The 25,320-nt window shown below is 66.7% G+C and carries 24 protein-coding genes and 1 pseudogene; 12 read left to right on the top strand and 13 right to left on the bottom strand.

The features are described 5' to 3' along the window. Positions 1-363: 363 nt before the first annotated feature. A complete protein-coding gene (locus BS38_RS0107945; RefSeq protein ID WP_028270311.1) occupies positions 364-963 on the top strand; it encodes a MarR family transcriptional regulator in 600 nt (199 codons plus the stop codon). A gap of 39 nt (positions 964-1,002) precedes the next feature. Here the strand turns inward: BS38_RS0107945 and BS38_RS24705 are convergent, their stop codons facing one another. The 4 genes from BS38_RS24705 to BS38_RS0107925 are packed head-to-tail and all read right to left on the bottom strand — an operon-like array spanning position 1,003 to position 6,787. Beyond that, positions 1,003-2,928, bottom strand: coding sequence for a DUF2264 domain-containing protein (locus BS38_RS24705; protein WP_028270310.1), 1,926 nt, complete (start codon positions 2,926-2,928; stop codon positions 1,003-1,005). A 22-nt stretch (positions 2,929-2,950) separates the two neighbouring features. Further along, a complete protein-coding gene (locus BS38_RS0107935) occupies positions 2,951-3,658 on the bottom strand; it encodes a ThuA domain-containing protein (RefSeq protein WP_028270309.1) in 708 nt (235 codons plus the stop codon). After that, positions 3,655-4,806 (bottom strand): LacI family DNA-binding transcriptional regulator, encoded by a 1,152-nt coding sequence (locus BS38_RS0107930; protein WP_028270308.1) that lies wholly within the window; start codon positions 4,804-4,806, stop codon positions 3,655-3,657. The genes BS38_RS0107935 and BS38_RS0107930 overlap by 4 nt, the downstream gene beginning before the upstream one ends. Next, on the bottom strand, positions 4,796-6,787 hold the full coding sequence (locus BS38_RS0107925; RefSeq protein WP_081818846.1) for a heparinase II/III family protein: 1,992 nt from the start codon (positions 6,785-6,787) through the stop codon (positions 4,796-4,798). Before BS38_RS0107925 ends, BS38_RS0107930 begins: the two co-directional genes overlap by 11 nt. Positions 6,788-6,952: 165 nt before the next feature. Between BS38_RS0107925 and BS38_RS0107920 the strand changes: the two genes are divergently transcribed. The 7 genes and pseudogenes from BS38_RS0107920 (at position 6,953) to BS38_RS27885 (ending at position 13,678) form a co-directional block, all read left to right on the top strand. Then, the gene (locus tag BS38_RS0107920; RefSeq protein WP_028270306.1) at positions 6,953-7,966 is read left to right on the top strand and encodes a hydroxyacid dehydrogenase; all 1,014 of its coding nucleotides are present in this window, start codon (positions 6,953-6,955) and stop codon (positions 7,964-7,966) included. Positions 7,967-8,035: 69 nt separating this feature from the next. Then, positions 8,036-9,313, top strand: coding sequence for an ABC transporter substrate-binding protein (locus tag BS38_RS0107915; RefSeq protein WP_028270305.1), 1,278 nt, complete (start codon positions 8,036-8,038; stop codon positions 9,311-9,313). A 2-nt stretch (positions 9,314-9,315) separates the two neighbouring features. Beyond that, a complete protein-coding gene (locus BS38_RS0107910; RefSeq protein WP_028270304.1) occupies positions 9,316-10,254 on the top strand; it encodes a carbohydrate ABC transporter permease in 939 nt (312 codons plus the stop codon). Beyond that, a complete protein-coding gene (locus BS38_RS0107905; protein WP_028270303.1) occupies positions 10,254-11,195 on the top strand; it encodes a carbohydrate ABC transporter permease in 942 nt (313 codons plus the stop codon). The genes BS38_RS0107910 and BS38_RS0107905 overlap by 1 nt, the downstream gene beginning before the upstream one ends. 5 nt (positions 11,196-11,200) lie before the next feature. Beyond that, entirely contained in the window at positions 11,201-11,902 is a 702-nt protein-coding gene (locus BS38_RS0107900; protein ID WP_231511128.1) for a hypothetical protein, read from the top strand. 20 nt (positions 11,903-11,922) lie between these two features. Beyond that, positions 11,923-13,270, top strand: a pseudogene (locus BS38_RS24700) (glycoside hydrolase family 35 protein); the annotation flags it as partial. 66 nt (positions 13,271-13,336) lie between these two features. Further along, positions 13,337-13,678, top strand: a complete 342-nt coding sequence (locus BS38_RS27885; protein WP_331280046.1) for a hypothetical protein — start codon at positions 13,337-13,339, stop codon at positions 13,676-13,678. 38 nt (positions 13,679-13,716) lie between these two features. Here BS38_RS27885 and BS38_RS0107890 read toward each other — a convergent pair whose 3' ends face one another. The 4 genes from BS38_RS0107890 to serS all read right to left on the bottom strand — a co-directional run bounded on the left by BS38_RS0107890 (position 13,717) and on the right by serS (position 17,131). After that, positions 13,717-14,577, bottom strand: coding sequence for a Cof-type HAD-IIB family hydrolase (locus BS38_RS0107890; RefSeq protein ID WP_028270301.1), 861 nt, complete (start codon positions 14,575-14,577; stop codon positions 13,717-13,719). A 198-nt stretch (positions 14,578-14,775) separates the two neighbouring features. Continuing rightward, a complete protein-coding gene (locus tag BS38_RS27600) occupies positions 14,776-15,342 on the bottom strand; it encodes a hypothetical protein (protein WP_231511127.1) in 567 nt (188 codons plus the stop codon). Positions 15,343-15,361: 19 nt separating this feature from the next. Next, positions 15,362-15,676, bottom strand: a complete 315-nt coding sequence (locus tag BS38_RS27595; protein ID WP_043438041.1) for a hypothetical protein — start codon at positions 15,674-15,676, stop codon at positions 15,362-15,364. 174 nt (positions 15,677-15,850) lie between these two features. Beyond that, entirely contained in the window at positions 15,851-17,131 is a 1,281-nt protein-coding gene (gene serS / locus BS38_RS0107880; RefSeq protein WP_028270300.1) for a serine--tRNA ligase, read from the bottom strand. 77 nt (positions 17,132-17,208) lie between these two features. On the opposite strand from serS, the gene BS38_RS0107875 reads away from it, so the two are divergent. Beyond that, positions 17,209-18,303: a diacylglycerol/lipid kinase family protein gene (locus BS38_RS0107875; RefSeq protein ID WP_028270299.1), complete on the top strand. Its 1,095-nt coding sequence runs from the start codon at positions 17,209-17,211 to the stop codon at positions 18,301-18,303. A gap of 36 nt (positions 18,304-18,339) precedes the next feature. Here BS38_RS0107875 and BS38_RS0107870 read toward each other — a convergent pair whose 3' ends face one another. From BS38_RS0107870 to BS38_RS0107860, 3 genes are all read right to left on the bottom strand, one after another. Then, positions 18,340-18,549: a hypothetical protein gene (locus BS38_RS0107870; RefSeq protein WP_028270298.1), complete on the bottom strand. Its 210-nt coding sequence runs from the start codon at positions 18,547-18,549 to the stop codon at positions 18,340-18,342. 92 nt (positions 18,550-18,641) lie between these two features. Further along, the gene (gene pheA / locus BS38_RS0107865; RefSeq protein ID WP_028270297.1) at positions 18,642-19,625 is read right to left on the bottom strand and encodes a prephenate dehydratase; all 984 of its coding nucleotides are present in this window, start codon (positions 19,623-19,625) and stop codon (positions 18,642-18,644) included. Between the two features lie 83 nt (positions 19,626-19,708). Beyond that, positions 19,709-20,035, bottom strand: coding sequence for a rhodanese-like domain-containing protein (locus tag BS38_RS0107860; protein WP_028270296.1), 327 nt, complete (start codon positions 20,033-20,035; stop codon positions 19,709-19,711). Between the two features lie 115 nt (positions 20,036-20,150). Between BS38_RS0107860 and BS38_RS0107855 the strand changes: the two genes are divergently transcribed. From BS38_RS0107855 to BS38_RS0107845, 3 genes are all read left to right on the top strand, one after another. Beyond that, entirely contained in the window at positions 20,151-20,891 is a 741-nt protein-coding gene (locus tag BS38_RS0107855; RefSeq protein WP_028270295.1) for a peptidase E, read from the top strand. After that, positions 20,884-22,308: an amidase gene (locus BS38_RS0107850; protein WP_028270294.1), complete on the top strand. Its 1,425-nt coding sequence runs from the start codon at positions 20,884-20,886 to the stop codon at positions 22,306-22,308. The genes BS38_RS0107855 and BS38_RS0107850 overlap by 8 nt, the downstream gene beginning before the upstream one ends. An 84-nt stretch (positions 22,309-22,392) precedes the next feature. Beyond that, on the top strand, positions 22,393-23,862 hold the full coding sequence (locus BS38_RS0107845) for a peptide MFS transporter (protein WP_028270293.1): 1,470 nt from the start codon (positions 22,393-22,395) through the stop codon (positions 23,860-23,862). Between the two features lie 121 nt (positions 23,863-23,983). Here BS38_RS0107845 and BS38_RS0107840 read toward each other — a convergent pair whose 3' ends face one another. Both BS38_RS0107840 and BS38_RS0107835 read right to left on the bottom strand, forming a co-directional pair. Beyond that, a complete protein-coding gene (locus BS38_RS0107840) occupies positions 23,984-24,376 on the bottom strand; it encodes a DUF4190 domain-containing protein (RefSeq protein ID WP_028270292.1) in 393 nt (130 codons plus the stop codon). Positions 24,377-24,473: 97 nt separating this feature from the next. Beyond that, positions 24,474-25,304, bottom strand: a complete 831-nt coding sequence (locus BS38_RS0107835) for a nuclease-related domain-containing protein (protein ID WP_028270291.1) — start codon at positions 25,302-25,304, stop codon at positions 24,474-24,476. Positions 25,305-25,320: the final 16 nt, after the last annotated feature.

Genomic DNA, 25,320 nt, shown 5'->3' with positions numbered 1-25,320 from the left:
CTCCGGCAGGAACGGACGCGGACCGGCTGCTAAAGACGCTGAACCCTGAGGACAAGATTTCACTGGGTGTGCGGGGACAGTTTGCAGTAGTGTTCCGCGCCAGGGAATCACGGGTAACAGCCACAGCGCAGCCCGCATCAGGTTCGGACGGCGCCGGGAGGCCTCTCCGTTTCTTCACCTTCACCACACGGAATAGCCCTGACCAGCTGGTGGGCATGATCCAGGAGGGTCTGAGAAATACTGGCGTCCCGGAAGCCGCAGCCGGATTACCAGCGCTGCCGCCCGCCGTCGTCCATTCCGGAACTGTCCGCCTGTCAGATTCCCGCTGAGCCCGGGCCGTCACCGGGTAGTCTGTCATCCAGAATGTTCACGCTGACCATCAATCAAACGGACAGCCGGCGCGACGGTGACCGGGTGCCGCAGTTGCTCAAGGACCTGCGGCACATACCGGCGCGCCTCGACTTCGACCGGTCGGTTGAGGACGAGGTCCAGGGCATCGTTGAGTTCCCGCACCAGGCGGTGGAGGCTGCCCTGATCGCCCTTCGCTGCGGCAGCTGGTTCGTCGGGATCGGTGTTGGGCCGGTGAATGAGCCGCTGCCCAACCAGATCAGGGACGCTACCGGGCACGGTCTGATCTACGCCCGCCGCGCCGTGGACCGCCTGCGGAACGGCAAGGAACGCGTCCCCGTTGCAGTTGACGGTCCGTTCGCAGATCTCGCCGCGGAAGCAGAGGCCGTCCTGAAGCTCCTCGGCCACATTGTGCACGACCGTAGCGCGGCAGAGTGGCGTGTCCTGGATTTGCTGACGCCCGGCGTGCGAGGCCAGCAAAAGGCTGTCGCCCAGGAGCTTGGCATCACCACCCAGGCAGTCAGCAAAGCCGTGGCCAGGGCCCAGTGGAACGAGGAGCACGCGGCCCGCCCCGCTGCGGCCCGGCTGCTGCAGCTGATTCTCGAGGTCCGCTGAGCCGGTGCTGCCCGCGCCGCGCTGCGGGCTCTGCGACTTTTACGGTGCGGCGTACTCCGCCCACACGGCGTCAAGGTCAACCTGGGTGCCGTCCGCGAACTCGAACCGCTGTCCCCCGCCAACCAGCCGGGCACCGTCCAGCGCCTGCTCCGCGCCCCTTCCACCAAGCCCGACGACGGCGGCGTAGTCACCGTCCGCCACCCGCCCCGACGTGCCAACCCACGGAATGGTCAGGCACTCCCCCATCGGGTGCGGCCCCTCACGGTGCCAGGTTCCGGCGTCGTCCAGGGGCGAGCCCCAGCCGGCAAGCGGACGGATCCGGCTGGCCACCGCCGAAGCGGCATCCACCGGCCAGCCGCCGAGGCGCAGGATAGCCTCCGTGTCCGGGGCCGCGCCGCGGACACGGACGAGCCGCAGTTCCACCGCTCCCCGCGTCAGCGACACCACTGTCACCTCGGGGCCCCGGGTTGCAGTCCCTGTGGCGCCGCTGCCGTGGTCGGGACCGCCATCGGGATCAACCGCAATCCAGTTAGTGCCGGCCCGGGACGCGCCGGCGAGGACACCGCCAAGGTCCCGCTGGCCGAGGTTCTCGAAGCCGGTGCGGTGCGTGAGCCGGCCCTCGCTGTCCACCAGAACGACGGCGTTATCCAAGGATTCCGGTTCAAGGTCCGGGAAGGTATGCGTGGAGTACCCGAGGCGCGCGTAGAGCGGTGAGTCTGCTGCTGCAACGCCGGGGTTGGCGTGGTCCGTCCCGTGGTTCCGGATGCGCACCACACCGTCTGCCGCGGTTCCGTCCACCTGCCACCCCGGGGCGGTGATGAGCCGCTGGATATCGCCTATTTCCACAGGGAGTGGCTCCTCGACCGCGGTCCACACCCGGTGATCCGCCGGTAAGGCCAACCCGAGGAAACCCTTGGCGGCCCAGTACGGTGAGCCGGCGCCTGAATAGGACTGCCTCATGCCGGGAAACTCGCCGTGCCAGCCGATGGAGAGCAGGCCGTCCTCGGTTATCGCCCCGCGGCGGGCGAAATAGTCCAGCATCCCGGAAGCCGCCCGCCGGCTCATTCCCGGGGACAGCCGGGTGTGTCCCGAAAGCTCACCCGCCCAGAAAGGCGCGGCGGCGGCGAAGCGGTAGATGAGGCTGCGTCCCTGGATCAGCGGCGCGCCGTTGCCCCCCACAAGGCAGGCGGCGTCGTCGAGGAAGTCGGCCAACCGCTCTCCGTCACGCTTTTTACGCGCCTGGACCCGCGGATCGTCCGGGGCCATGAGCGCCCAGAGCTGCGGGTAGACCTGGAAGGCCCAGCCGACGTAGTGGTCATAGGCGCGTTCCGGGCCGTCGGCAAACCAGCCGTGGCCGCGGTACAGGGAATCATGGATGGCCAGCCCGGCGTCGATGTCCCCGTCCGAATATCGTCCTCCGACGCCGGCCAGGAACGTCTCCACCACGATCTGGAACCACACCCAGTTGATGGGCGGGTATTCCTCTCCGATGACCGTTTCGAACCAGGCGATCAGTTGTGCCTGGACGCGCTCCGGGAGTTTGTCCCACAGCACGTCGCGGGTCAGCGCCAGCCCGACCGCCAGCGAGGCCGCCTCAACCTTGGCCTGTCCGAGTTCCCCGGGGGTGGGCCAGCGGTCCTCGTTGGCAGGGTTGGTCCCGGCGTCAAGGCCACGGGCATACCAGTCCGCAATCCAGCCTGTCCCCTGGGGGTCGCCTGCCATCCGGAAGGACGCCAGAAGGAAGGTCCGTGCGAACGCCTCCAGCGCATCGCTTCGCGGGCCGTAGGCGCTGTTGGCACCAGGCAGCCGGAGGTTGGCGTGGTCTTCGCTGCCGTACCGGTGGGCGGAGCGGAGCAGGAAGTCGGCGTAGGCACACCAGTGCTCACGGGTCAGGCCGGTGTGCGGCGACAACGCGCGGTCCAGTGCGGGCAGGGTCAAGGCAGCAGGAGGCGCTGTGAGTGGCATGGGTTCCTTGGGGTCGTGGAGGCTAGGCGGTGAGCCACGCAATGGCGCGCAGCAGGAGCTCGCGGTGCTCAGGAGATTCGAAGGAGGCGGCGTCGTGGCCCAGGGCGTCGTAGAACGTCCGGCCAGGGCCCCGGTCCAGGGACCACATGACCGGATGCTCGAGGCCCTCGTAAGTGTGGGTGGCGTGGACGTTGATGGCGGGCGCAGTCTGCAGGTAGCTGTAGCGCTCGTCCAGCAGCTCAAAGTCCGCGATGCCCTCGACCAGGCCACCGGATTCCGGCCGCACGCGAATCTCCGCGTGGCCGTAGTCGGGGTGCATTGACGTTCCCCGGATCCAGCGGCCGCCCAGCGCCTCCGCCCACTCCGGAAAGTCCAGGAAACTGGTGGAGCTGACGTGGCTCACCAGCATGGGCATGCCGTCCGCCAGCCAGCGCCGCAGACCTGCCATGGCTTCCGGCGTTCCGGGCGAGGGCCGGCCATCACGCGGGAGGCCGAGGTTCACCACCAGCAGCCCGGGAAGGCCGGCGTCGACGGGCCCTTCCGGCGCTGACCGGCCAGGGGCAGCCAGCCCGGCCAGGGCGGCATCGACGTCGTCGGGAGTCTCCACGCCGAAGCCGGCCTCCCGGAGGAGCACCGCCAGGGCCGCGGAAGTCTCCGCGAAAGGATGCCACGGATCCGCGTACCGCCCCGTGCCGCTCAGCACCAGCGCCCGCGGTGCAGCCGCGGTCACAGGGAGTCCTGAAGCACGCCTGCGGCAGGAACCCGCGGCGCACCGACCGATGACTCCCGGAGGATCAGCTCCGGGTTCAGTTCAATGCGGTGTACCGGCCGCAACCTTCCTTCCGCCAGGCGTGCCGCCATGAGCTGGACGGCAACCTTCCCCACATACTGTTTGGGCGGCCGCACAGCAGAGATGGCGGGCTCGGCAAGATAGGCCACTTCGTCGTCGTATCCCACGACCGCCATGTCCCCCGGCACCTGAATTCCCCTGTCCACGCAGTGCTGCACGAACGCCACCGCCTGGGTGTCCGAATGGACCAGCATGGCCGTGGTCCCCGTGGTCTTGCAAAGCTCGAGGACGTGGTCAAAGTGCGCGGCGCGGTCGCCGTTCACCAGCTGGGCCGAGTCTTCATGGACGGACTTCTCCACCGGGATTTTCAGGGCCTTCATGGCCTGCCGCCACCCCCGCACCACGTGCGGGCTGGTGGGACTGGAGGAATCGGTGAGGCAGCCGATCTGCCGGTGGCCCTCCTGCCAAAGGTGCCGGACCGCCATGCCGGCGCCGAATGCATGGTCAGTGGCAACCCACTCAAGGCGGTGGGCCGGGTTGTCGCCGGGCGAGCGGCGCTCCGCCAGCACCACCGGGATGGGCAGCGCATTGAGCCACCGAAGCAGTTCCTGGCCGCGTTCACCGGTCATGTCCGGGGCCACAATCAACCCGTCGATGTTCTGGGTGTCCAGCAGGGCCTGCACCTGCCGGCGGTTGTCGGCGGCGTCGTAGGCGGAACCGCGGACCAGGATCCGCAGGTTTTGCTCCTCGGCCTCCGCCCGGGCTCCGCTGATGACCTGCGGCCAGTAGTAGTCCAGGGAAGGGACCACCATGCCGATGGAGTAGCTGTGGGGCGACGGCAGGCCCGCAGTCGCGGAACGGTCCAGCGGGCTGGGAAGCGTGGCGCCGCCGTGCACGCGGGACACCAGCCCTTCATCAGCGAGGAGGTTCACGTCACGCCGGATGGTCAGTTCGCTGACACCCAGTTTCGCGGCGATGCCACGGACCGTGATGGCCCCGTGGGCCCGCAGTTCCTCCATGAGCCGCTCACGGCGCTGCAGCGAGAACAGGGACTTGCCGCCCGCTTCCGGGCCTGGTTCAGTGCTCATGAGTTGCCTCCACAGTGAGGGTGAACGCGCCGGAGGCGCGGGTTTCGGTTGGCATGCGGAACCGCAGGCGGGTCAGTTTTTCGCCCCAGACGTCCCGCAGGAGCGGATCGTCAAGATGCCATTCGTCCGTCAGTACGACGGCGGTGGCCGGCTTCCAGCGCAACCGGACGCCCCGTCCTCCGCTTCGGGCCGGCAGGCCGTCCGCCGGGATACCGTGCGGCAGAACAGTGGCCGCGTCACTACCGACGCTCACGGTGCCGGCGGCGAGGTACGTGATGTCGACGTCGTTCGTTCCTTCCGGCGGAAGCCCCCCAGGCGGCGGTTCGGGCAGGTTCCAGCGATCGTCGATGACAACCGTGCCCTGTTCCCGGTTGAGCAGCGATGTGCGGATCCACTGTTCGGCGTGGCCCAGCCCGTAGGCTGCGCCGAGTCCGAGGGCAAGCGCCGGTTCGTCCGCCGCGGGCTCCTGGAGGACTGTCGCGGCGAACTCCTTCCCGGTCCCCTGCTCCAGCCCGAACGGCGCCGGGACACTGTGCCAGGCGCTTTGCATGGCCCGGATTCCGTAGCGGTCGGGTCCGAAAGTCTGGGCGGTGTAGGTGGGCTGGCCGGCGTCCACGAGCAGCGGCACACCGTCGACGGCCACCACTACCGAGCCGACGTCGCGGTGGTTGTGGTGCTCGCCGTTGTGGCCGCCCTTGGCTGCCAGGGTCAGGCCGGCCACGGTGCCCGGAGTTTGCCGGGCCACCATGATCTGCACGGACGGAAGGTAGGCGAAGGCCGTCAGTGGCGGCTCAGTCGGGTGCTTCCCGCCGGCCCCCGGACGGGGCGCCAACAGCGAGTGCAAGACCCGGCCGAGTCCGGCCGCCGCATCAGGTTCCGTGCCGGCGAAGGCCGCAGCGTGCTGCGCGGCTTCCGCGTCGCCCAGGCGCACGGCCCACCGGTGCAGCATGTCCCACGGGAGCCCGCCGGCTGCGCGCGCCGGACCATCGGCAACATTGAGGAACCACCGGTGGCCGAGGTGCATGCGGTGCGGGAAGGCGGCCAGCGCACGGGTGACCGGGAGGTCGGCGTCGAGCATCCCGTCGGTGGCTTGTTCCAGGACCGCGAGGCCTTCCAGTGCCCGGCCCGCGCCGTTCCACCAGTAGGCGAAACCCTCGTCGATGGCGCCGTCGTCCGGGATGGACGCGAGGAAACGGTCAATACCTTCGATGCACCGTGCGATGGTGCGGGCCTGCAGCGCGGGATCGTCCACTAGGAGCAGCGCGGCAACGATGATGTTCGAGTGGATCCACGGGTTCCAGTTGTGGACATCCCCGTCGAGGCCGAGCCAGTGCCAGTCGAGGCGGTCCAGGAAAGGCCGGATCACGCGGTCGTGCGTTTCGTCCCGCAGGCGCTTCCGCAGCCCGGGTGCCCGCTCGTCCAGCCGTTCGCCCAGCACCAGGTCCAGCCAGGCCAGCTGCGCCGCAACCTCGCCTGCGCCAAGGTCCACATACGGGCGCGAACGGTTCGGGACCACCTCCCCGGCGCGGCTGTTGACGTCGTCGTGCGCGGCCCAGCTCCAGGAACTCTGCTCGCACAGGAGATACGCCCCGTCGATCGCTTCATCCAGCCAGTCAGGCTCTCCGGAAAGAGCCGCCATCACGACGGCGCGGGTCAGCCGCTGCTGGCGATCCGCCACGAGACCCTCATAGGCCGTGCGGTTTCCATCGCGGAAGTACCTCGCGTACTGGGACACAAGCGGCTGGGGCCACGGGCTCCCCTTCTCGTCTTTCGCGCGGGCGGCCAACTTCCCCAGCGGGCGGGAGCCGGCGGGCTGCCACGCGCCGTCGGACGCGGGACGGACGATGAGGCGCTGCCTCGAACCATGGAGCGCCTCAAGCAGCGCAGGGGCGTCAGCTTTACTGCCCCACGCTGCGCGCAGCGGGTGCGTGCTGGACAGTGGCGGCGCTTCCACGGCTGCGGTGCCGGGGGTTGTTGCCATACTGGATTCTTCCCTCGCTTGTTCGAGTCTGATCGTTTCAGATCAAGTTCGAATGGGTTGAATGAATTGTCTTGTTTATGAGTATGTACTGATTATTAGATGTGATGCAACACATAAATAACCGGCCGAGCAGGCCGCCCGAAACTCGAAGGGAGGATCCCCTCAATGTCGCTCAAGCCCCAGGCACTGCTGGTCATGAATAGCGGAACCTTTGCTGACCAGTTTGATTCCACGCGGCTGGACCGGCTGGCAGGACTGGTCGACCTCGGCGGTCAGCCGTGGACGGATTCCCTGGACTCACCCGAACTCGCAGGACGTTTGGCGGAGGTTGAAATCCTTCTTACCAGCTGGGGAGTGCCGCGGCTCAACGCAGAGCGGCTGGAGCGCATGCCCAAGCTGCGCGCCGTCTTCCACTGCGCGGGAACGGTCCGGGGCTTCGTCAGCGAAGAACTATGGGACCGGGGCATCCTCGTGACCAACGGCGCCGACGCCAACGCGATCCCCGTCGCCGAATTCACGTTCGCATCGATCGTCCTGGCCGGCAAGAAGGCCCACGTTCTCGCCAACGATGCCCGCGTCTCCCGTGATGACTGGCGCTACGCCACCGAACGGGGCGAGCTGGGAAACATCGGCCGCGTGGTGGGCGTCATCGGCTTCTCACGCATCGGCCGCAGGGTGGTCCAACTGGTCCAGCAACTCCAGGACGTCACCTGCCTGGTCAGCGATCCCTACGCCGATCCGCTCGAGGTGGCCGCCGCGGGCGGCAGGCTGGTGAACCTTGAGGAACTCCTGCCGGTGTCCGACGTCGTCACCATCCACGCACCGGCCCTGCCGGAAACACGCAACATGATCAGCACCCGGGAGCTTCGCGCCATGAAGGACCACGCAACGCTCATTAACACCGCACGCGGTTCGCTCCTTGACACCAAAGCACTCGAAGCCGAATGCGCCACGGGACGCATCACCGCGCTGCTCGACGTCACGGAACCCGAGCCCCTGCCCGCGGACTCCGTGCTGTACGACCTTCCCAACGTGATCATCACCCCGCACATCGCAGGCTCCCTCGGGACCGAAACGCGGAGGATGTCGGATGCAGCCCTGAACGACCTTGAACGGTACCTCGCCGGCAAGGACCTTCTGGCCCAGGTAATGCACGAAGACCTGGGCCTCAGCGCCTAGGCCCCACCCCGCCCCACCTCTTGACGGCCGCGCGTGCGGCAAACTTTAACCCCTACTAAGGAGAACGCAATGAAGCGCACAACCCTCGCCGGGATCGCACTGGCGGTAACTGCCGGACTCGGCCTTACAGGCTGCGCCGGCGCCGCCGGACCCGCGGAACCGCAGGCAGCCGAAGGCAAGACCCGGCTGACGGTCTCGGTCTGGAACTACGAGGGCACCCCGGAGTTCAAGGCACTCTTCGACGGCTACGAAGCGGCCCACCCCGACGTCGATATTGAACCCGTGGACATCCTGGCGGACGACTACCCGCAGAAGGTCACCACCATGCTGGCCGGTGGCGACACCACCGACGTCCTGACCATGAAGAACGTCATCGACTACTCCCGATACGCCAGCAACGGCCAGCTGCAGGAGATCAACAGTGTGGTGGACACGGTGGGCAAGGACAACCTTGCGGGCCTGGACGCCTTCAACCTGGACGGCAAGTACTTTGCCGCTCCGTACCGGCAGGACTTCTGGCTGCTTTATTACAACAAGGACCTGTTGAAGGCCGCGGGAGTGGACGAGCCCAAGGACCTCACGTGGGAGAAGTACTCCGAACTCGCCAAGAAGCTCACCAGCACCGCCGACGGCAAGAAGGTCTACGGCACGTACCACCACATCTGGCGTTCGGTGGTCCAGGCAATCGCGGCTGCCCAGAACGACGGCGACCAGGTCAGCGGCGACTACGGCTTCTTCCAGGACCAGTACACCACTGCGCTGGACCTCCAGAAGGCCGGTGCCACCCTGGACTTCGGCACCGCGAAGAGCCAGAAGACCAGTTACCGCACCATGTTTGAATCCGGCCAGGCTGCCATGATGCCCATGGGCACCTGGTACATCGCCGGCATCCTCCAGGCCAAGAAGGACGGCAAGACCAACGTCAACTGGGGCCTGGCTCCGCTGCCGCAGAAGGACGCCAACGGCAAGGTCACCACGTTCGGTTCCCCCACCGCCTTTGCTGTGAACAAGAACGCAGCGCACTCCGATGAAGCCAAGAAGTTCATCGAGTGGGCAGCCGGAGAGGAAGGCGCCAAGGCCATCTCCAAGATCGGTGTTGTGCCGGCCCTGAAGAACGACGCCGTCACGGCGGAGTACTTCAAGCTGGACGGCCTGCCCACCGACGAGCTCTCGAAGAAGGCCTTCACGCCGGACGAGACAGCCCTTGAAATGCCGGTGAGCGACAAGTCCGCAGCGACGGACAAAATCCTCAACCAGGAGCACGACCTCATCATGGTCGGCGAGCGCTCCGTCGCCGACGGCATCGCCGAGATGGGCAAGCGCGTCAAGGACGAAGTCCTGAAGTAGCCATGACTACAGAAACAATCACCCAGGCTCCCGGCCCGGCACGGACCACACCGCACAGCCGCGGCAACAGGAAGCAGGCCAGGCGCAACACGCTGATCGGCTGGACGTTCATCCTTCCGAACTTCCTGGGCTTCCTGGCCTTCACACTCATTCCCGTGCTGGCCGCTTTCGCCCTCTCCTTCATGGAATGGACCTCGTTCGCCGCACCCAAGTGGGTGGGCCTGGCCAACTTCCAGCGGATGTTCGCCAGCGACTCGTTCTGGGTGGCCCTGCGCAACACGGTGGTCTACGCACTCGGCCACGTCCCGCTCACCATGGCCCTCGCCCTGGTCCTGGCGATGCTGCTGAACCGCAAGCTCAAAGGCATCGGCTTCTTCCGCGTGGCCATCTTCTTCCCGTACATCACCTCGCTGGTGGCTGTCGCCGTCGTCTGGAACATGCTGTTCAGTCCTGACAGCGGCCCCATCAACCAGTTCCTGCACGCCGTCGGCATCGCCGAGGCGCCCGGCTGGACGTCCAGCTCCGACTGGGCCCTTCCGGCCGTCATCATCACCAGCGTGTGGCGCGACATGGGCTACTACATGGTTCTGTATTTGGCCGGCCTGCAGGCCATCCCCGCGGAACTCTACGAAGCCGCCGAAGTTGACGGCGCCAGTGCCTGGCAGCGCTTCTGGAACGTCACGATCCCCTCGTTGCGGCCCACCACCTTCTTCGTGGTGGTCATGCTGACGGTATCCAGCTTCAAGGTCTTCGACCTGATCGTGGTCATGACGAACGGCGGTCCCGGACGATCCACCACGGTTCTGTCCCAGCTCATCTACCAAGAGGGCATCGGCGAAGGGAAGTTCGGCTACTCGTCGGCAATCTCCTTGGTCCTGTTCCTCATCGTCCTGACGGTCACCGTCCTGCAATTCAAGATCCAACAGCGGAGGGAACGCTGATGACCAACATGGCCGAAGACCTCAAGGCCCCTGATCTCACAGGCGGAGTACCGTTGAGGGGCGGCGCGATTAGCCCGGAAGACCGCCGTCATACCACCCACCGGAGGTCCACCCGGGAACGGAAGAAGCGGACCACCAATGTCATCATCTACGGCGCGCTCGTGGTGCTGGTGGTCGCGCTCATGATGCCGTTCATCTGGATGGTTTCCTCCTCGCTGAAGGAGAACAACCAGGTCCTCACCGTCCCTATCCAGTGGATCCCCAGCGAGTTCGTGTGGAGCAACTACACGGACATCTGGACCCGCATCCCCATGATGGGCTACCTGCAGAACTCCCTGTACCTCGCGGTCATCATCACCTGCCTGCAGGTTCTCACCGGTTCGCTGGCGGCCTATGGCTTCTCCAAGGTCCGCTTCCCGGGCCGCGATGTCCTGTTCCTCTGCTACATCGGCACCATCGCCGTGCCGTGGCAGGCCTACATGGTGCCGCAGTACATCATGATGCAGCAGCTGGGACTGACCAACAGCTTCAACGCCCTGATCCTGTTACAGGCGTTCGGCGCCTTCGGGGTGTTCCTGATGCGCCAGTACTACATGACCATCCCGGATGAACTCTGCGAAGCCGCCCGCATCGACGGCCTCAGCGAGTACGGCATCTGGGCCCGGGTGATCCTGCCCCTGTCCAAACCGGCCCTCGCCAGCCTGGCGCTGCTGACCTTCGTCAACACGTGGAACGACTACATGGGTCCGTTCATCTACCTCACCAGCAACCGCCTCTGGACCGTCCAGCTGGGCCTGCGCTCCTTCGTGGGCCAGTTCGACGCCGAGTACGCCATGATCATGACCGGATCCGTGATCTCCGTGATCCCGATCCTCTTCATCTTCCTGCTTGGCCAGCGCTACTTCATCCAGGGCATCGCGACGAGCGGAATGAAAGGATGACGGCTGTGCGTGAGCAGCCCGCGTCGGAGCAGCCACGCCGGTGGGCGGGGCCGGGATTCGAAACCTTCGGAAGCGTCTTCGGGTTCATTTACACCTTCCTGGCCGGGAACGTCCTGCTGGCTGCTGCCAACGCGCCGTTGGTGCTGTGCCTCGCGCTGGTGGCCGATCCAGCGGCCGCCTGGCCGTTCTTCCTGGCCCTCACGGTCACCGTGGCTCCGTCGCTCGCCGGCATCTTCGCCGCCTTCCGCTCCTTGAACGACGACGGCGGCGCGGTCAAGCCGGTTGCCGCCTTCCTTCGCGGATACCAGCGCAGTTTCCGGCAGGCCGCACCGCTCGGTGTGGGTGCGGTGGCCGTGCTGATGTTCCTCGGCGTGGACCTGGTCATCGTCCAAGCCATGCCGGCAGCAGCCGTGCTGGTGCCGCTGATCGTCGTCGCGGCGGTTGTGACGGTGAGCCTCACGGTGACGGCGATTGCCGGCGTCGTGCTTCTGCCCGAGGCGGGGCTGAAAAGCATCCTCAAGGCATCCGTTTATCTGGCCGTCCAGCGCTGGTACCTGAGCGTGGCCATGCTGATCCTGCTGGGCATCATCGTCTCCGCCGCCGTCCTGCAGCCCGTTCTCGGCGTCGCGCTGGCGCCCGCACCGCTGCTGTTCGTGGTCTGGAGCAACGCTTCGTACTCATTCCACACCGCCCTACACTCCGCCTAGTACCACCGGGCGCAGTACGATTGTTAGGACCATCCTTGGAAACCTTTGCCATCGGCGATCGGGATTTCCTCCTGAACGACCACCCCTTCCACATTCTCTCCGGAGCCATCCACTACTTCCGGGTTCACCCGGACCTGTGGGCGGACCGCATCCGCAAGGCGCGGCTCATGGGACTCAACACCATTGAGACGTATGTGCCGTGGAATGAGCATTCGCCTACTCCTGGTGTTTTTGATACCTCTGGCGGGCTGAACCTGGGGCGTTTCCTGGATCTGGTGGCGGCCGAGGGCATGAAGGCGATCGTCCGTCCCGGCCCGTACATCTGCGCCGAGTGGGACAACGGCGGTTTGCCGGCGTGGCTCTACACCGACCCCGGCGTCGGCGTCCGCAGCAGCGAACCCGGCTACCTTGCCGCCGTCGACTCCTATTTCGAAGCGCTTTTGCCGATAGTGGTGGAGCGGCAGATCAGCCGCGGCGGGCCGGTGGTCCTGCTGCAGATCGAGAACGAGTACGGCGCCTATGGCAAGGACAAGGTTTACCTGCAGCACCTGGTGGACCTCGTGAAGCGGGAGGGCGTGGACGTTCCGCTGTTCACCTGCGACCAGCCCTTCGGCACCATGATCGAGGACGGTTCCCTGCCCGGGCTGCACAAGACCGGAACGCCTGGAATTCCTCCGCGAACGGCAGCCCGCCGGGCCGCTCATGTGCGCGGAGTTCTGGAACGGCTGGTTCGACAACTGGGGCACACACCATCACACCACCGATGCCGCTGCCTCCGCCGCCGAACTCGATGCGCTCCTGACCGCAGGGGCTTCGGTGAACATCTACATGTTCCACGGCGGCACCAACTTCGGCTTCACCAACGGCGCCAACGACAAAGGCATCTACGAGCCGACCATCACCTCCTACGACTACGACGCACCGCTCGCCGAGGACGGCAGCCCGACCGCCAAGTACTTTGCATTCCGGGACGTCATCGCGAAGCATTTCCCTGTGCCGGATGAGGCGCCGGCAAAGCGCCAGGAGGCGCCTGCGGCGGTCATTTCCGTGGAGAAGTCCCTGCCGCTCCTGGACATTGCGCCCCTCCTCGCTTCCCCGTCCTCCGTGCCGGGTCCGGTGCCTACGACCGAGGCCACCGGGCGCTATCGCGGCTTCTATCTCTACGAGGTGGACATTGCCCGCAGCGGCGTCCTGTCCTTCGCCGAGGTCCGGGACCGTGCCCAGTTCTTTCTGGATGACGTTCCCGTGGGCGTCCTGAGCCGCGACCTCGGCGAGCGCGCCATCACGCTGCCCGGCGGCGGGCGCCTGCGGGTCCTTCTGGAGGACCTAGGCAGGGTCAATTACGGGGAGCGGATCGGCGAACCCAAGGGGTTGATCGGGCCGGCGCTGCTGAACGGCACCGAAGTGCGGGACTGGGAGATCCGGACCGTTGATATGGGCGACTTGGGGCCCTTCCGGGATGCGGCACAGGAACTGCCGGCGGCGGGTGGCGCTGAGGCAGGTATGCCGGGCCCGTCACTGTCGTTTGCCAGGTTCGAGGCCGACGGCCCCGGCGACCGGTTCCTGCGCCTCGACGGCTGGACCAAGGGTGTTGCGTTCATCAACGGGTTCAACCTTGGCAGGTACTGGAGCCGCGGCCCCCAGCGCACGCTCTACGTCCCGGGACCTTTGGTGCGCAAAGGCCCCAACGAGCTCGCCGTCCTGGAACTGCACGGAAGCGCGACGCGTGAAGTGACGTTCGCCGTCGGGCCCGACTTGGGACCGGACGAGAAGTAGAAGCGACGCTACCTGGCGACGCCCCGGAAAGCAGTTACTTAGGACAGCAGGCTGCGGAGAACGTGCGCGGCGCCGTCGTCGTGGACGGACATGGTGACCTCGTCCGCGGCGGCAACCACTTCGTCGGGAGCTTGGCCCATGGCGACGCCGCGGCCGGCCCATGTGAGCATCTCGATGTCGTTGCGGCCGTCGCCGATCGCCACCGTGAGGTGCGACTCGATGCTCAGGTGCCCCCGGAGGTGTTCCAGGGCGCTGGCCTTGGTGACTCCTTCCGCGGCAATGTCCAGCCACGCAGTCCAGCCGACGGAATACGTGACACCGGACAGGCCGATGTGCTTGATGGCCTCGTTGAACTCCTCGGACGTGTTTTCGGAGCTGAAGACCACCACGCGCACTGCGGTGGCGTCGAGCATGGTCTGGAAATCCACACCGATGGCCTCCACGCCGAAGCTCGCGTCCTGGAAGCGCTCGGTGGAGAGGAAGTTGCCGTGCTCGTCCTCCAGCGCGTACTTGGCCATGGGGAGCCGCTTGCGGAGGGCACGGAGCGCCGGGCCGGGATCAAACGTGGCCTTGCGGATGACCTCGTAGCCTTCAGGGTGTGCCGGATCCAGCCGGAGCGTCACGCCGCCGTTGCAGCACACCGCGTAGCCGGTTTCGATACCGATCTGCTCGATGATGGGGAGGGTGGCGTTGAGGGACCGGCCGGTGGCGATCATGACCTCGTGGCCCGCTGCGACCACAGCCTGGGCCGCTTCACGGACGGGGGCCGACATGTGGCCGTCGTGGTTGACCAGGGTGCCGTCCACGTCCAGGGCCACCATGAGCTTGGGTGAGTTGTTCGTGCCGTTGTCTCGCTGGTCATCGTTGCCAGCGACTGAGGTTTCAGTCAATGTTGTCATTCACCTAGTACAGCAGACGCCCCCGGACGGCCGCTAGGACGCACGCCACAGCCGATGTTAACTTGTGGTAAACACCCACAGTTTGTCCACATTGTGAGTGTTTGCCTGCGTGTCACCCGACGCTTTGTGCGGCCGCAAAATCCTGGCCTTTCCGAACCTTGTTCGCAGTTCCTGCCCTTGAGGGTACTGATGCGCGGACTAGGGCCGGTTCCGTGGGCGCAGCCCGGCCGCCAGGAGCTTGCGCCTCAGCCGTTCAGGGTTATCCACATCCGCCCAACTCCAGCGCACGAAGCCGTACCCCAGGCCGCGGATCCGGTCTTCGCGTAGCTTTTCGAGGTAGAGGGCCTCCTCCGGCGTGACCCCGCCGCGGATCGCGGCGTCAACATACTTGCCTTTGCCGTCGAATTCCCCCACCACACCTTGTTCCGGCCACCAGCAGTCACTCCTGCCAATGAAGCCATCATGGTCGTTGAAGACGTGCTGGAGCACGGGCTGCTCGAAGCCCAGATACTCAAAGGCCGCACGGCTGAACGACTCGCCAACAGACTCAGCCAGCGGACTGGCGAGGCCGGCAGCCAGTTCCGCACGACGCCGGGCAGCTGCAAACGGGTGGGCGGCTATGCGGTCCGCAATGCCGGGCACGCTAAGAAGGCTGGCACCCGTGGCAAGGGCGCCCCCGGCGTGCAGTTTTCGGGCCACGCCGTCAGCAACCACCAGGGCGTTGCCCAGCTTGCCGGAAACCATGACATCCACCGCGGTCTGCATCAGCCCCGTGCACCGGAACTCACCGTGTCCCGCTGCGTCCGGGCAGGGTTGTTGCGAGCTCAACGCAGGCGGGGGTCCTGAGCGTGGGCAGGCCGATGGCAAGGGCTGCCGTTTCCCCGCAGAGCACGGCGTCTTTCACCGATCTGGCCACCGCCGCCGTCGACCATGCGAAGCGCTGCGACGGGTGGGCGCGGATCCAATCGGTGGTGCGCACGTAGTAGCCGCGGCGGATCCGCACCAGCTTTCCCGCCCTGAACTCGCGATGGATGAAATTGGTGCCGCCCTGGGTGCGCAGAACGGCGGCTGAGTCGATCAGTCCGGGCGGGATTTCCATGCCAACAGAATGACGCACCAGGCGGCAGCCAGCACCGGAAACGGTGGGCTATGTGGACCCGAGCGACGTGTGGAGGAACGGTCACGCCGCCTCCGTCCGGCAGATCCTAAGCTTGTCCGCGCATCAGGCCCGTGAGGGGCAGGAAACGCGAACAAGCTTAGGAGAACCCGAAAACTACAGGACCGGAAGCACTTCCAGGCCGCCGAGGTACTTCTGGAGCGCCCGGGGGACGTTCACCGAGCCGTCCTCGTTCTGGTGGTGCTCCAGGATGGCCACGATCCAGCGCGTCGTGGCCAGGGTGCCGTTGAGGGTGGCGACGGCGCGGGTGCCCTTGGGCGCGCCGTCCTCGTTCAGGACCCGCTCGCGGATGTTCAGGCGGCGGGCCTGGAACGTGGTGCAGTTGGACGTGGACGTCAGTTCGCGGTAGGCGCCCTGTGTGGGCACCCAGGCTTCGCAGTCGAATTTGCGGGCCGCAGAGTTGCCGAGGTCGCCGGCGGCGGTGTCGATCACCCGGTACGGGAGTTCGCACTTGGCCAGCATCTCCTCTTCCCACGCGAGCAGGCGCTCGTGCTCGGCAGCTGCCTCCTCCACCGTGGTGTAGATGAACATTTCCACCTTGTTGAACTGGTGGACGCGGATGATTCCGCGGGTGTCCTTGCCGTGCGACCCCGCCTCGCGGCGGTAGCAGGAGCTCTGGCCTGCGTAACGGATGGGGCCGGCGGAGAGGTCCAGGATCTCGTCCGCGTGGTAGCCGGCGAGGGCCACCTCCGAGGTGCCCACCAGGTACAGGTCGTCTTCGGCGAGGCGGTAGATCTCGGCGTCGTGCTTGACGTCGAATCCGGTGCCCTGCATCGTTTCGGGACGGACCAGCGTGGGGGTGATCATGGGGACGAAACCTGCATCGATGGCCTGTTCCATGGCCATCTGCAGGAGAGCCATCTCCAGCCGGGCGCCGACGCCGCGGAGGAAGTAGAAGCGTGAGCCGGACACCTTGGCTCCGCGCTCCATGTCAATGGCACCGATCAGCTCACCGATTTCCAGGTGGTCTTTCGGCTCGAAATCAGGGAATTCGCGGGGTTCGCCGACGGTCTTGACCACAACGTAGTCGTCCTCGCCGCCTTCGGGCACCCCGTTCACAATCAGGTTGGGAATAGCGCGGAGCAGTTCTTCCTGCTGGGCCTGGGCAACGTCGGCTTCGGCCGAGGCTTCCTTGACCGACGCGGCCAGGACCTTGACCTCCGCCAGCAGGGCCTGCTTTTCCTCGCCCTTGGCCTGTGCCACCTTCTTGCCGAAGACATTCTGCTCGGCGCGGAGGTTTTCGAAGCGGATCAATGCCGCGCGGCGGGCCGCGTCCGCTGAGATGATCGCATCCACCACGGACTCGTCGGCGCCGCGGGCGCGCTGGCTGGCACGGAACTTGTCCGGATTTTCGCTGAGGTCTTTTACGTCGATCACCAGACAAGAGTATCGAATCCGCCCGGGATGACGCGGTGGGCCGTGCGGAGGTCCGTGCGGGATAGTGTTGGAGCACCATGAACGATTGGCTGCTCTACCTCATCCTTGCTGCGGCCCTGGCTTTCGCGGTCTCCAGCTGGTGGGGTGTCCGGAGGCTCAAAGCGCTGCACACACGCAGTGCGGTCCAGGAGGACACGTACCATCCCGGCCTGGAGCAGCAGAAGGTGGCCGTGGTGATGAACCCGATCAAGGCCAAGTCGGCGGAGGCCCGCGCCCTCATCCAGCGCGCCTGCCTGTCGGCCGGCTGGGAAGCCCCCGTCTTTTTCGAAACAACAGCGGAAGATCCCGGATATGCGCAGGCCGAGGCGGCATTGAAGAGCGGTGCCGACGTCGTCCTGGTGGGCGGCGGAGACGGCACGGTACGCGTTGTGGCCGAGAAGCTGGCCCACACCAACGTGCCGATGGGCATCATCCCGCTCGGCACCGGAAACCTGCTGGCCAGGAACATCCACCTGGACGTCAACGACGTCCACGGCAGCATCCAGACGGCGCTCTTCGGGCACCAGCGGCACATCGACACGGCGCGGATGGGCATCCGGAACTCGCGGACGGGCGCGTCGTCGGAGCATGTGTTCCTGGTGATTGCCGGCATGGGCATGGATGCCGAGGTCGTCGGCGACACCAACGACGGGCTGAAGAAGGCCGTCGGCTGGCTGGCCTACACCGAGGCCGGGGTCAGGCACCTGCCCGGGCGGCGGAAGAAGGTGTCCATTGCCCTGGACGACCAGCCGGAACAGTCCCGGAAGATCCGCAGCGTGCTGTTCGCCAACTGCGGCCTGATTCCGGGTGGCATCGACTTCATCCCGCAGGCCATGATCGACGACGGCATGCTGGACGTGGTGGTGATGAGCCCGCGCAGCGCCATCGGGTGGATTGCGATGTACACAAAGATCATGTTCAAGCACAAGAGGAACTTGCCGGTGATGAGCTATTACCGCTCCGGCAAGATCGTGATCAAGTGCGCGGAACCGGTGGCCACGCAGGTCGACGGCGATCCCTCAGGCGAGGCCACGGACGTTACCGTCCAGGTGGCGCCGGGATCACTGTTGGTGCGGGTTACGGAAAGCAAGGGCGGCGAACCGTCCGCAGGGGAAGCTTCCACCCCGCAGTAGGCCTCCGGACGGACGCTTCCTGCGGGGACGCCGGAATCAGGCGCTGGCCTTCTTCTCCTCCGCCTCGGCTGCGGCCTTTGCCGCCGCACGGGCTTCGGACTGTTCACGGATCATGGCTTGCTCCTCTTCGAAGCGCAGGCGATCCGCCCTGTCTGCATCGTCGCCGTCCCAGTCCTGGTTGTCGGCAGTCGGCTTGGGATTGACAATCATTCCCTGGCCGTCATTGTCGCTGCTGGTTCCTGACATGACCCGCTCCTTCCGGTAGAGGTCTTCCCCAATGGATCAGGCAAGCATACGCACTGCTGTGCGGGCGGGGAAGTACCCCAAGGGGCATTTGCCTAAGCTGTGGGCGAACCTTGCGGGGCATGGACGGGAGCGATCGATGCTCCTCGGAGAATCCCTGCCACCCATTCATGTGCCGCCTGGAATGCTTGGTCGGAGGTGTGCGGTTCCACCTCCGGGCTCTGCTCGTCGGCCCGCGGATAGGAGCCGAGGAAGCGAGTGGCCGGGCTGATCCGGTGCAAGCCGGCCAAAGCATCGGCAACACGGGCGTCCTCCACGTGGCCGTCGGCGTCGATGCTGAAGAAATAGTGGCCGAGGTACTGGCCGGTGGGCCGTGACTCGATGCGGCTAAGGTTCACGCCGCGGGTGGCGAACTGGTCCAGGATCTCCATCAGCGCACCCGGCCGGTCCTCCGGCAGGGGCACAACCACCGTGGTCTTGTCAGCTCCGGTGCGGTGTGGCAGCGCCCCGGGCCGGCTGACCAGGACAAAGCGTGTCACTGCCCCGGGGTTGTCGCCGATGTTCTCTGCGAGCACCTGCAGCCCGGGCTGCTCGGTGGCCACGATCGGGGCGCAGATGGCGGCGTCGTAGTGGACCCCCTCCTCGTCCAGCAGCCCCATGGCCCCCGCCGCTGTGGAGGAAGCGGGAATGTATTCCACATTTGGCATATTCGCTTCGACCCAGAGCCTGCACTGGGCCCAGGCGTGTCCGTGGGTGGAGATCCGGCGGATGTCCCGGATTTCCACCCCCGGGCGGGCCACCAGGACAAAGCTGATGGGAACCAAAGCCTCGCGGACAATCCTCAGTTCCTGGCCGGACGCGATGGCATCCAGGGTTGCCGTGACACCGCCCTCCACGGAATTCTCGATGGGCACCATGGCGGCATCGGCTGACCCGTCACGTACCTTGTCCAGCGCGGTGTTCACATTGGAGGAGGGGATGCGGACGGCCTCGACGGCGCCCGGCACCTGCATCAGCGCCGCCTCAGTGAACGTCCCCTCCGGGCCGAGGAAGGTGTAGGTGACGGGCGACGCGGGCATGGACTGTCCTTCTCGATAATCTAAGCGCCGCCCGGCGGGCGGCCCGGCGGCTACTGCGGGTGCCGCAGGTACTGGCAGGAGCGCTAGAGGATGACCGGCTTGAGTCCGTTGTCCGACACAAGCGGCAGGCCCGATTCGAGCCATTGGTCCATTCCGCCGGCCACGTTGATGGCGGTATAGCCCTGTCCAACGAGCCACTTGGCCGCCCGGAAGGAGCGGCCGCCCGTGCGGCAAATAACGTACAGGTCCTCGTCCGGATCCAGTTCGCCGAGCCGGCCCGGCAGCTGGTCCAGCGGTATGTGCAGGGCACCTTCCGCGTGCCCGGCCGACCATTCGTAGTCCTCCCGCACATCAAGGATCTTGGCGTCGGCGGGAACGTCGGTCACGGTCACGGTTTCGAAGTCGCTCATGGAAATCCTCTCCGGAAAATGAAGGTCTGCCTCCAGCGTAGCCGCCGCCGGAGGCAGGCACCCCGAATCCGGAGCACGTTACGCTTCAAGGTGACCGCAAAGGAGGGAATCGCCGATGACAGCCCCACAGCCAACCATCCTGGCAACGTCCGGCGGATATAAGGCCGGCCAGCGTTCACGCCTGGAGTTCAACGCCCTGCTGCACCACGCCGTCGAACTTTCCGGCGTCACGGGACGCGCGCCGCGCGTGACGCATATCGGCACTGCCGCCGGCGACCAGCGCTGGTTCAATGCCGAGCTGGACCAGGCCGCGAAAATCGCCGGCTTCGATTTCAGCCACCTCAACCTGTTCACGATGCCCAGCATCGACGATCCTGAAGCGCACCTCATGGAGCAGGACGTGGTGTGGGTCAACGGCGGGTCGGTGGTGAACCTGCTGGCCGTCTGGCGCGCACACGGCCTCGACGAAATCCTGCGGCGCGTGTGGGAGGCCGGCGTGGTCCTCGCAGGCGTCTCGGCCGGGTCCATCTGCTGGTACCAGGGCGGCACCACGGATTCGTTCGGCCCGCAGCTGCGCCCCGTGACCAATGCACTGGGCTTCCTGCCGTACGCCAACGGCGTCCACTACGACTCCGAGGACCAGCGCCGCCCGCTGGTGCACCGGCTGGTGGCCGAGGGCACCCTCGGCGAAACGCACTGCACGGACGACGGCGCGGGGCTGGTTTACTTCGGCACGGACCTCGTGGACGCAGTCACCGAAGTGCACGGCAAGGCGGCGTACCGCGTCACCCGCCAGGCCGACGGCGGGGCACCCGCCGCCGCCGAAGAGCGGCTGGAGGCCCGTTTCCTTGGCTGACATCCACGAGCTGTCCGCGGTGGGACTCCGCGATGCGCTGCGCTCGGGCGATCTGTCCGCCCGCGAAGTGACGGAGCATTTCCTGGCCCGGATAGCGGCGCGGAATCCCGGCCTCGGCGCCTTCATCACGGTGACCGGAGAGCAGGCACTGGACGATGCCGCCCGCGCCGACGCGCTCTACGCCCACGCCCTCCACGCAGAGGCGCCCGGGCAGCTTCCGCTGCTGCACGGAATACCGGTGGCCTTCAAGGACCTGACGGATGTGGCGGGCGTGGTGACCACGCACGGCAGCGCGGCCCTGGACCACAAGCCCGCTCCCGCGGACAGTGCACTCGCGGCGGCCCTGAAGGGTGCCGGTGCCATCTCGCTGGGCAAGACCCAGGTTCCGGAGTTCGGCCTGACGGCCTACAGCGAAAACCTGATCGCGCCGCCGTCGCGTAATCCATATGCGCTGAGCCGCAGCTCGGGCGGATCATCGGGCGGCAGCGCCGCCGCGGTGGCCGCCGGCCTTGTGCCGTTTGCTCCGGGGTCCGACGGCGGCGGTTCCGTCAGGATTCCGGCGGCCGCCTGCGGACTGGTGGGCCTGAAACCCGGGCGCGGACTCGTCCCGGCCGGCGAAAGCACCGGCGACCCGGCACGGCTCGTCGTGGCCGGACCGCTGGCCCGCTCAGCCGGAGATGCCGCCCTGATGCTGGACGCCATGGTGCCGGAAGGCAACGGCCGGTACCTCGAGTCCCTGGCCCGGGCGCCGGGCCGGCTCCGGATCGGCGTGAGCCTGGACAGCCCCTGGCAGGCCATATTCCCGTTTACGCCGGACCCGGAAGCAATGGACGCCCTCAATGCGGGCATCCGGCTGCTCGAAGCCGCGGGCCATTCCACGGCCGAAGCCGCCGTCGGGCACGACAACCGCTACCCGGACGCGTTCACCACGGCGTGGACAGCCGGCGTCGGAAGTGCCCGGATTGCACCGCAGCGCGAAGCGTTGCTGACCCCGCTCACACGCACCTTCCGCCGGCGCGCCCAGCAGCGGAGTGCGTCAAAACTGAATGAGGCGCTGGGCTTCCTGCGGCAGTTTGAACGGGACACCGTGTCCCAGTACTCCCGGTGGGACCTCATGCTGATGCCCGCGCTGGCCCAGACGCCCCGGCCCGTCGGCTGGTTCACGGGCGCCTCCCACGGCGACGGTTACTGGCCGGCCTCGGAATGGGCCGGCGACGCCGACGGCGACTACCGGAAACAATGCGAATACGCGCCGTGGTCCAGCATGGTGAATGTGTGCGGGCTGCCCGCGATCAGCATTCCCGTGCACTGGACCGGCGGCTCAGCCGGGGCCGGCCTGCCCATGGGGATCCAACTGGTGGGGCCTACGGGATCCGAGGACCTGCTGCTGCAGGTGGCGGCGCAGATCGGGTTCTAGATGGGGCGTCCACCCAGCGTGTCCGCCTTGCTTCCTCGCGCCGCGAATGTGACAATCCCGCGCTCCGGTGTCACCCTTAAGTAAATGAGCACAACTCATTTATCCGATCGTCCCGCTACAACGCCGGCCGATACGTCATTTTTTGGCCACCCAAAGATGCTGGCCAGCCTCTTCTCCGTAGAGATGTGGGAGCGCTTCTCCTTCTACGGCATGCAGGGCATCCTCCTCTACTACATGTACTTCACGGCCGCGCAGGGCGGGCTCGAAATTGAGCAGGGCCTGGCTGCCAGCCTGGTCGGAGCGTACGGCGGCGGAGTCTACCTCTCCACCATTCTGGGCGCCTGGCTGGCCGACCGGCTCTTCGGCTCGGAACGGGTCCTGTTCGGCTCGGCCGTCCTGATCATGGCCGGGCACATCGCACTGGCCCTGGTGCCCGGAATTCCGGGCCTCATCGCCGGCCTGGTGCTGGTGGGCGTCGGCTCCGGCGGCCTGAAAGCCAACGCCACCGCGCTGGTGGGCACCCTGTACGGGGAGAAGGACGAACGCCGCGATGCCGGCTTCTCCATCTTCTACATGGGAATCAATGCCGGCGCACTGATCGGCCCGCTGGTCACCGGCTGGCTGCAGGAAAGCCAGGGGTTCCATTGGGGCTTCGGCGCTGCCGCCGTCGGCATGGCCCTGGGCCTGGGCATCTACGCCATGGGACGAGGGAAGCTCCCCGACGAAGCCCATCACGTACCCAACCCGCTGCCGGCCGCCCAGCGCACCAGGTACGGCCTGATCTTCCTGGGCATCGCCGTCGTGGTGGCTGTTCTCCTGGCCACCGGCACCGTGAACGCCGAAAACCTGGCCATGTCCATGGCCTACGCGGCGATCGGCGCCTCCGTGCTCTACTTCGCCCTGATCTTCCGCAGCAACAAGGTCACCGGCGCCGAACGCAAGCGGGTGGTGGCCTTCATCCCCCTGTACATCGCCTCAGCGGCGTTCTGGGCCCTCTTCCAGCAGCAGTTCACGTTCATTGCCGTCTACTCGGAAGAGAAGCTGGACCGGAACCTGTTCGGCTGGGAAATGCCGGCCGCCTGGGTGCAGTCCATCAACCCGGTGTTCATCATCATTTTCGCCGGCGTCATGGCGGCACTGTGGACCCGCCTCGGGCAGAAGCAGCCCGGCTCGGCCGTGAAATTCTCCATCGGCCTGTTCGTGATGGGGCTGGCCTTCCTGGCCTTCATCCCCCTCGCCGGCGACGGGAAAACGCCCCTGCTGGCCCTGGTGGGGATCCTGTTCCTGTTCACCCTGGCGGAGCTCTTCCTCTCCCCCATCGGCCTGTCCGTGACCACCAAGCTGGCGCCCCAGGCCTTCCACACCCAGATGGTGGCCTTGTTCTTCCTGTCGGTCTCGCTGGGCACCACCCTGGCCGGCATCCTGTCCGGGCTGTACAACCCGGCCGACGAACTGCCGTATTTCATCGGCATCGGCGGCACGGCCATGGTGCTGGCTGTCGGCCTTGCGGCTGCGTCGCCGGCCATCAAGAAGCTCATGGGCGGCGTCCGCTGACCCGACGTCACCGACGGCGTGGTGCGGGTGGGCGGAACCATCCGTCCACCTGCACCAGCCGCAGCGTTTCGCCGTGGCGGAGTACCTGGACTTGCTGGAACGCGCCGGTTTCGAAGCGGTTCTAGTAGCCATACCCCGCGTTGGCCGCGGCGAAAATCGCTGCCACGGCGAACGTGAGCACAATCGCGGTCAGGGCCAGGCCGAGGTAGCCAAGGATCAGGCCGGCGATGGCAAGTCCCCGCCCGGCAGGTTCCTTGAGCAGGGCCAGGTGGCCCAGGACCACGGCCGTAATCTGCGGCAGGATGAAGAGGCCCAGGCCAAGGAAGACGGCGATGCCGCAGCACAGGCTGGCGATGCTCAGGCCCTTGGGCTCGGGCGGCATGCCGTAATAGGACGGCTGCCCGTAGGCAGCGCCGTAGGGTCCGGCCGGCTGTGACCCTTGCGGTGGAATGTACGACGGCGGCTGGTAGCCCTGTGGCGTCCCCTCGTCGCCGGGGGCAGGCTGGTTCGACATGGGAATTCCCCTTATTGAAAGGCTAGAACCAGCCTACCAACGCACCGCCCGGAGGTGCGCGGCCGTGATACACCCGTGATACGCCAGCGGGCAGGACCTACAGGTTCCAGAGCGGCGTCGAAAGTGCGAACACCACGATCCCCAGGACCAGCAGGCTCCATAATCCGGCCACCAGCCAGCCTCTGTTGGGCTGGCTTCCCAGGGACCGGCTTCCCAAGTGCGGTGGACCAGCCACGGACCGGTATCCGGTGCGGGCCGGGACCGGCGACGGATAAGCGCCGCCCTGAAACGGGCGAGCCGGGGGATGGCGGCCCGCGCTCCCGCGGACATCCGAGGCTGCGGGCGACTGGGGCTGCGTCAGTTGCTGTCCCAGGTGGGAGTAGATTCCAATCACCGACTGCGGATCCAGCACTGCCGGGAGGGCCGCCACCCGTGCAACCACCCGGTTGACGCCCAGCACTTCGACCCCGGACCCCGTCACCTCCGCGAGGTCGGGCTGGCCGGTCAGGCAGATGATCGAGCGGACCAGGTGCCGGTGCGGCGCGTCGACCAGGGCGGCCACGGCGGCCGCCTGCCCCAGGGAGCCGTCCACGGCGGGGTTCCGTGAGTAGCCGTTCTGCCTCAGGACGCCTGCCCGGACCTCAACGGCGCCTGACCAGTTCTTGGCATCCACCACCACTATTCCGCCCGGGCCCACCAGAACATGGTCGAGATTGGCCAGGGGCCGTCCGGGCCAGTGCACGTCGTGCAGCAGGAACCAGCCGTGCGGGGTCAGCTGGCCCAGCAGGCTGGCAGTGCGGCGCTCTCCGTCCGCACCGGAACCCCACGGTTCCTCGGCGCGTTCGGCATGCTCCAGCTGGCGTTTGAGCCGTGCAATCCGTTCGGCAGCCAGCCGGGCCTGTTCCGACGCTTCGTCGCCTGCCGCCATTGGCTGTCCTCCTTTG

The organism is Arthrobacter sp. UNC362MFTsu5.1 (genome assembly GCF_000685965.1).
GTDB lineage: Bacteria > Actinomycetota > Actinomycetes > Actinomycetales > Micrococcaceae > Arthrobacter.
This window is presented reverse-complemented; position numbering and strand designations above follow the sequence as displayed.

Bases quoted from the DNA above. Each gene is read 5' to 3' on its own strand.
- BS38_RS0107945 (WP_028270311.1), top strand. From the start codon at position 364: ATGTTCACGCTGACCATCAATCAAACGGACAGCCGGCGCGACGGTGAC.
- BS38_RS24705 (WP_028270310.1), bottom strand. From the start codon at position 2,928: ATGCCACTCACAGCGCCTCCTGCTGCCTTGACCCTGCCCGCACTGGAC.
- BS38_RS0107930 (WP_028270308.1), bottom strand. From the start codon at position 4,806: ATGAGCACTGAACCAGGCCCGGAAGCGGGCGGCAAGTCCCTGTTCTCG.
- BS38_RS0107925 (WP_081818846.1), bottom strand. From the start codon at position 6,787: ATGGCAACAACCCCCGGCACCGCAGCCGTGGAAGCGCCGCCACTGTCC.
- BS38_RS0107920 (WP_028270306.1), top strand. From the start codon at position 6,953: ATGTCGCTCAAGCCCCAGGCACTGCTGGTCATGAATAGCGGAACCTTT.
- BS38_RS0107915 (WP_028270305.1), top strand. From the start codon at position 8,036: ATGAAGCGCACAACCCTCGCCGGGATCGCACTGGCGGTAACTGCCGGA.
- BS38_RS0107910 (WP_028270304.1), top strand. From the start codon at position 9,316: ATGACTACAGAAACAATCACCCAGGCTCCCGGCCCGGCACGGACCACA.
- BS38_RS0107905 (WP_028270303.1), top strand. From the start codon at position 10,254: ATGACCAACATGGCCGAAGACCTCAAGGCCCCTGATCTCACAGGCGGA.
- BS38_RS27885 (WP_331280046.1), top strand. From the start codon at position 13,337: ATGGGCGACTTGGGGCCCTTCCGGGATGCGGCACAGGAACTGCCGGCG.
- BS38_RS0107890 (WP_028270301.1), bottom strand. From the start codon at position 14,577: ATGACAACATTGACTGAAACCTCAGTCGCTGGCAACGATGACCAGCGA.
- BS38_RS27600 (WP_231511127.1), bottom strand. From the start codon at position 15,342: ATGCAGACCGCGGTGGATGTCATGGTTTCCGGCAAGCTGGGCAACGCC.
- BS38_RS27595 (WP_043438041.1), bottom strand. From the start codon at position 15,676: ATGGAAATCCCGCCCGGACTGATCGACTCAGCCGCCGTTCTGCGCACC.
- BS38_RS0107875 (WP_028270299.1), top strand. From the start codon at position 17,209: ATGAACGATTGGCTGCTCTACCTCATCCTTGCTGCGGCCCTGGCTTTC.
- BS38_RS0107870 (WP_028270298.1), bottom strand. From the start codon at position 18,549: ATGTCAGGAACCAGCAGCGACAATGACGGCCAGGGAATGATTGTCAAT.
- pheA (WP_028270297.1), bottom strand. From the start codon at position 19,625: ATGCCCGCGTCGCCCGTCACCTACACCTTCCTCGGCCCGGAGGGGACG.
- BS38_RS0107860 (WP_028270296.1), bottom strand. From the start codon at position 20,035: ATGAGCGACTTCGAAACCGTGACCGTGACCGACGTTCCCGCCGACGCC.
- BS38_RS0107855 (WP_028270295.1), top strand. From the start codon at position 20,151: ATGACAGCCCCACAGCCAACCATCCTGGCAACGTCCGGCGGATATAAG.
- BS38_RS0107845 (WP_028270293.1), top strand. From the start codon at position 22,393: ATGAGCACAACTCATTTATCCGATCGTCCCGCTACAACGCCGGCCGAT.
- BS38_RS0107840 (WP_028270292.1), bottom strand. From the start codon at position 24,376: ATGTCGAACCAGCCTGCCCCCGGCGACGAGGGGACGCCACAGGGCTAC.
- BS38_RS0107835 (WP_028270291.1), bottom strand. From the start codon at position 25,304: ATGGCGGCAGGCGACGAAGCGTCGGAACAGGCCCGGCTGGCTGCCGAA.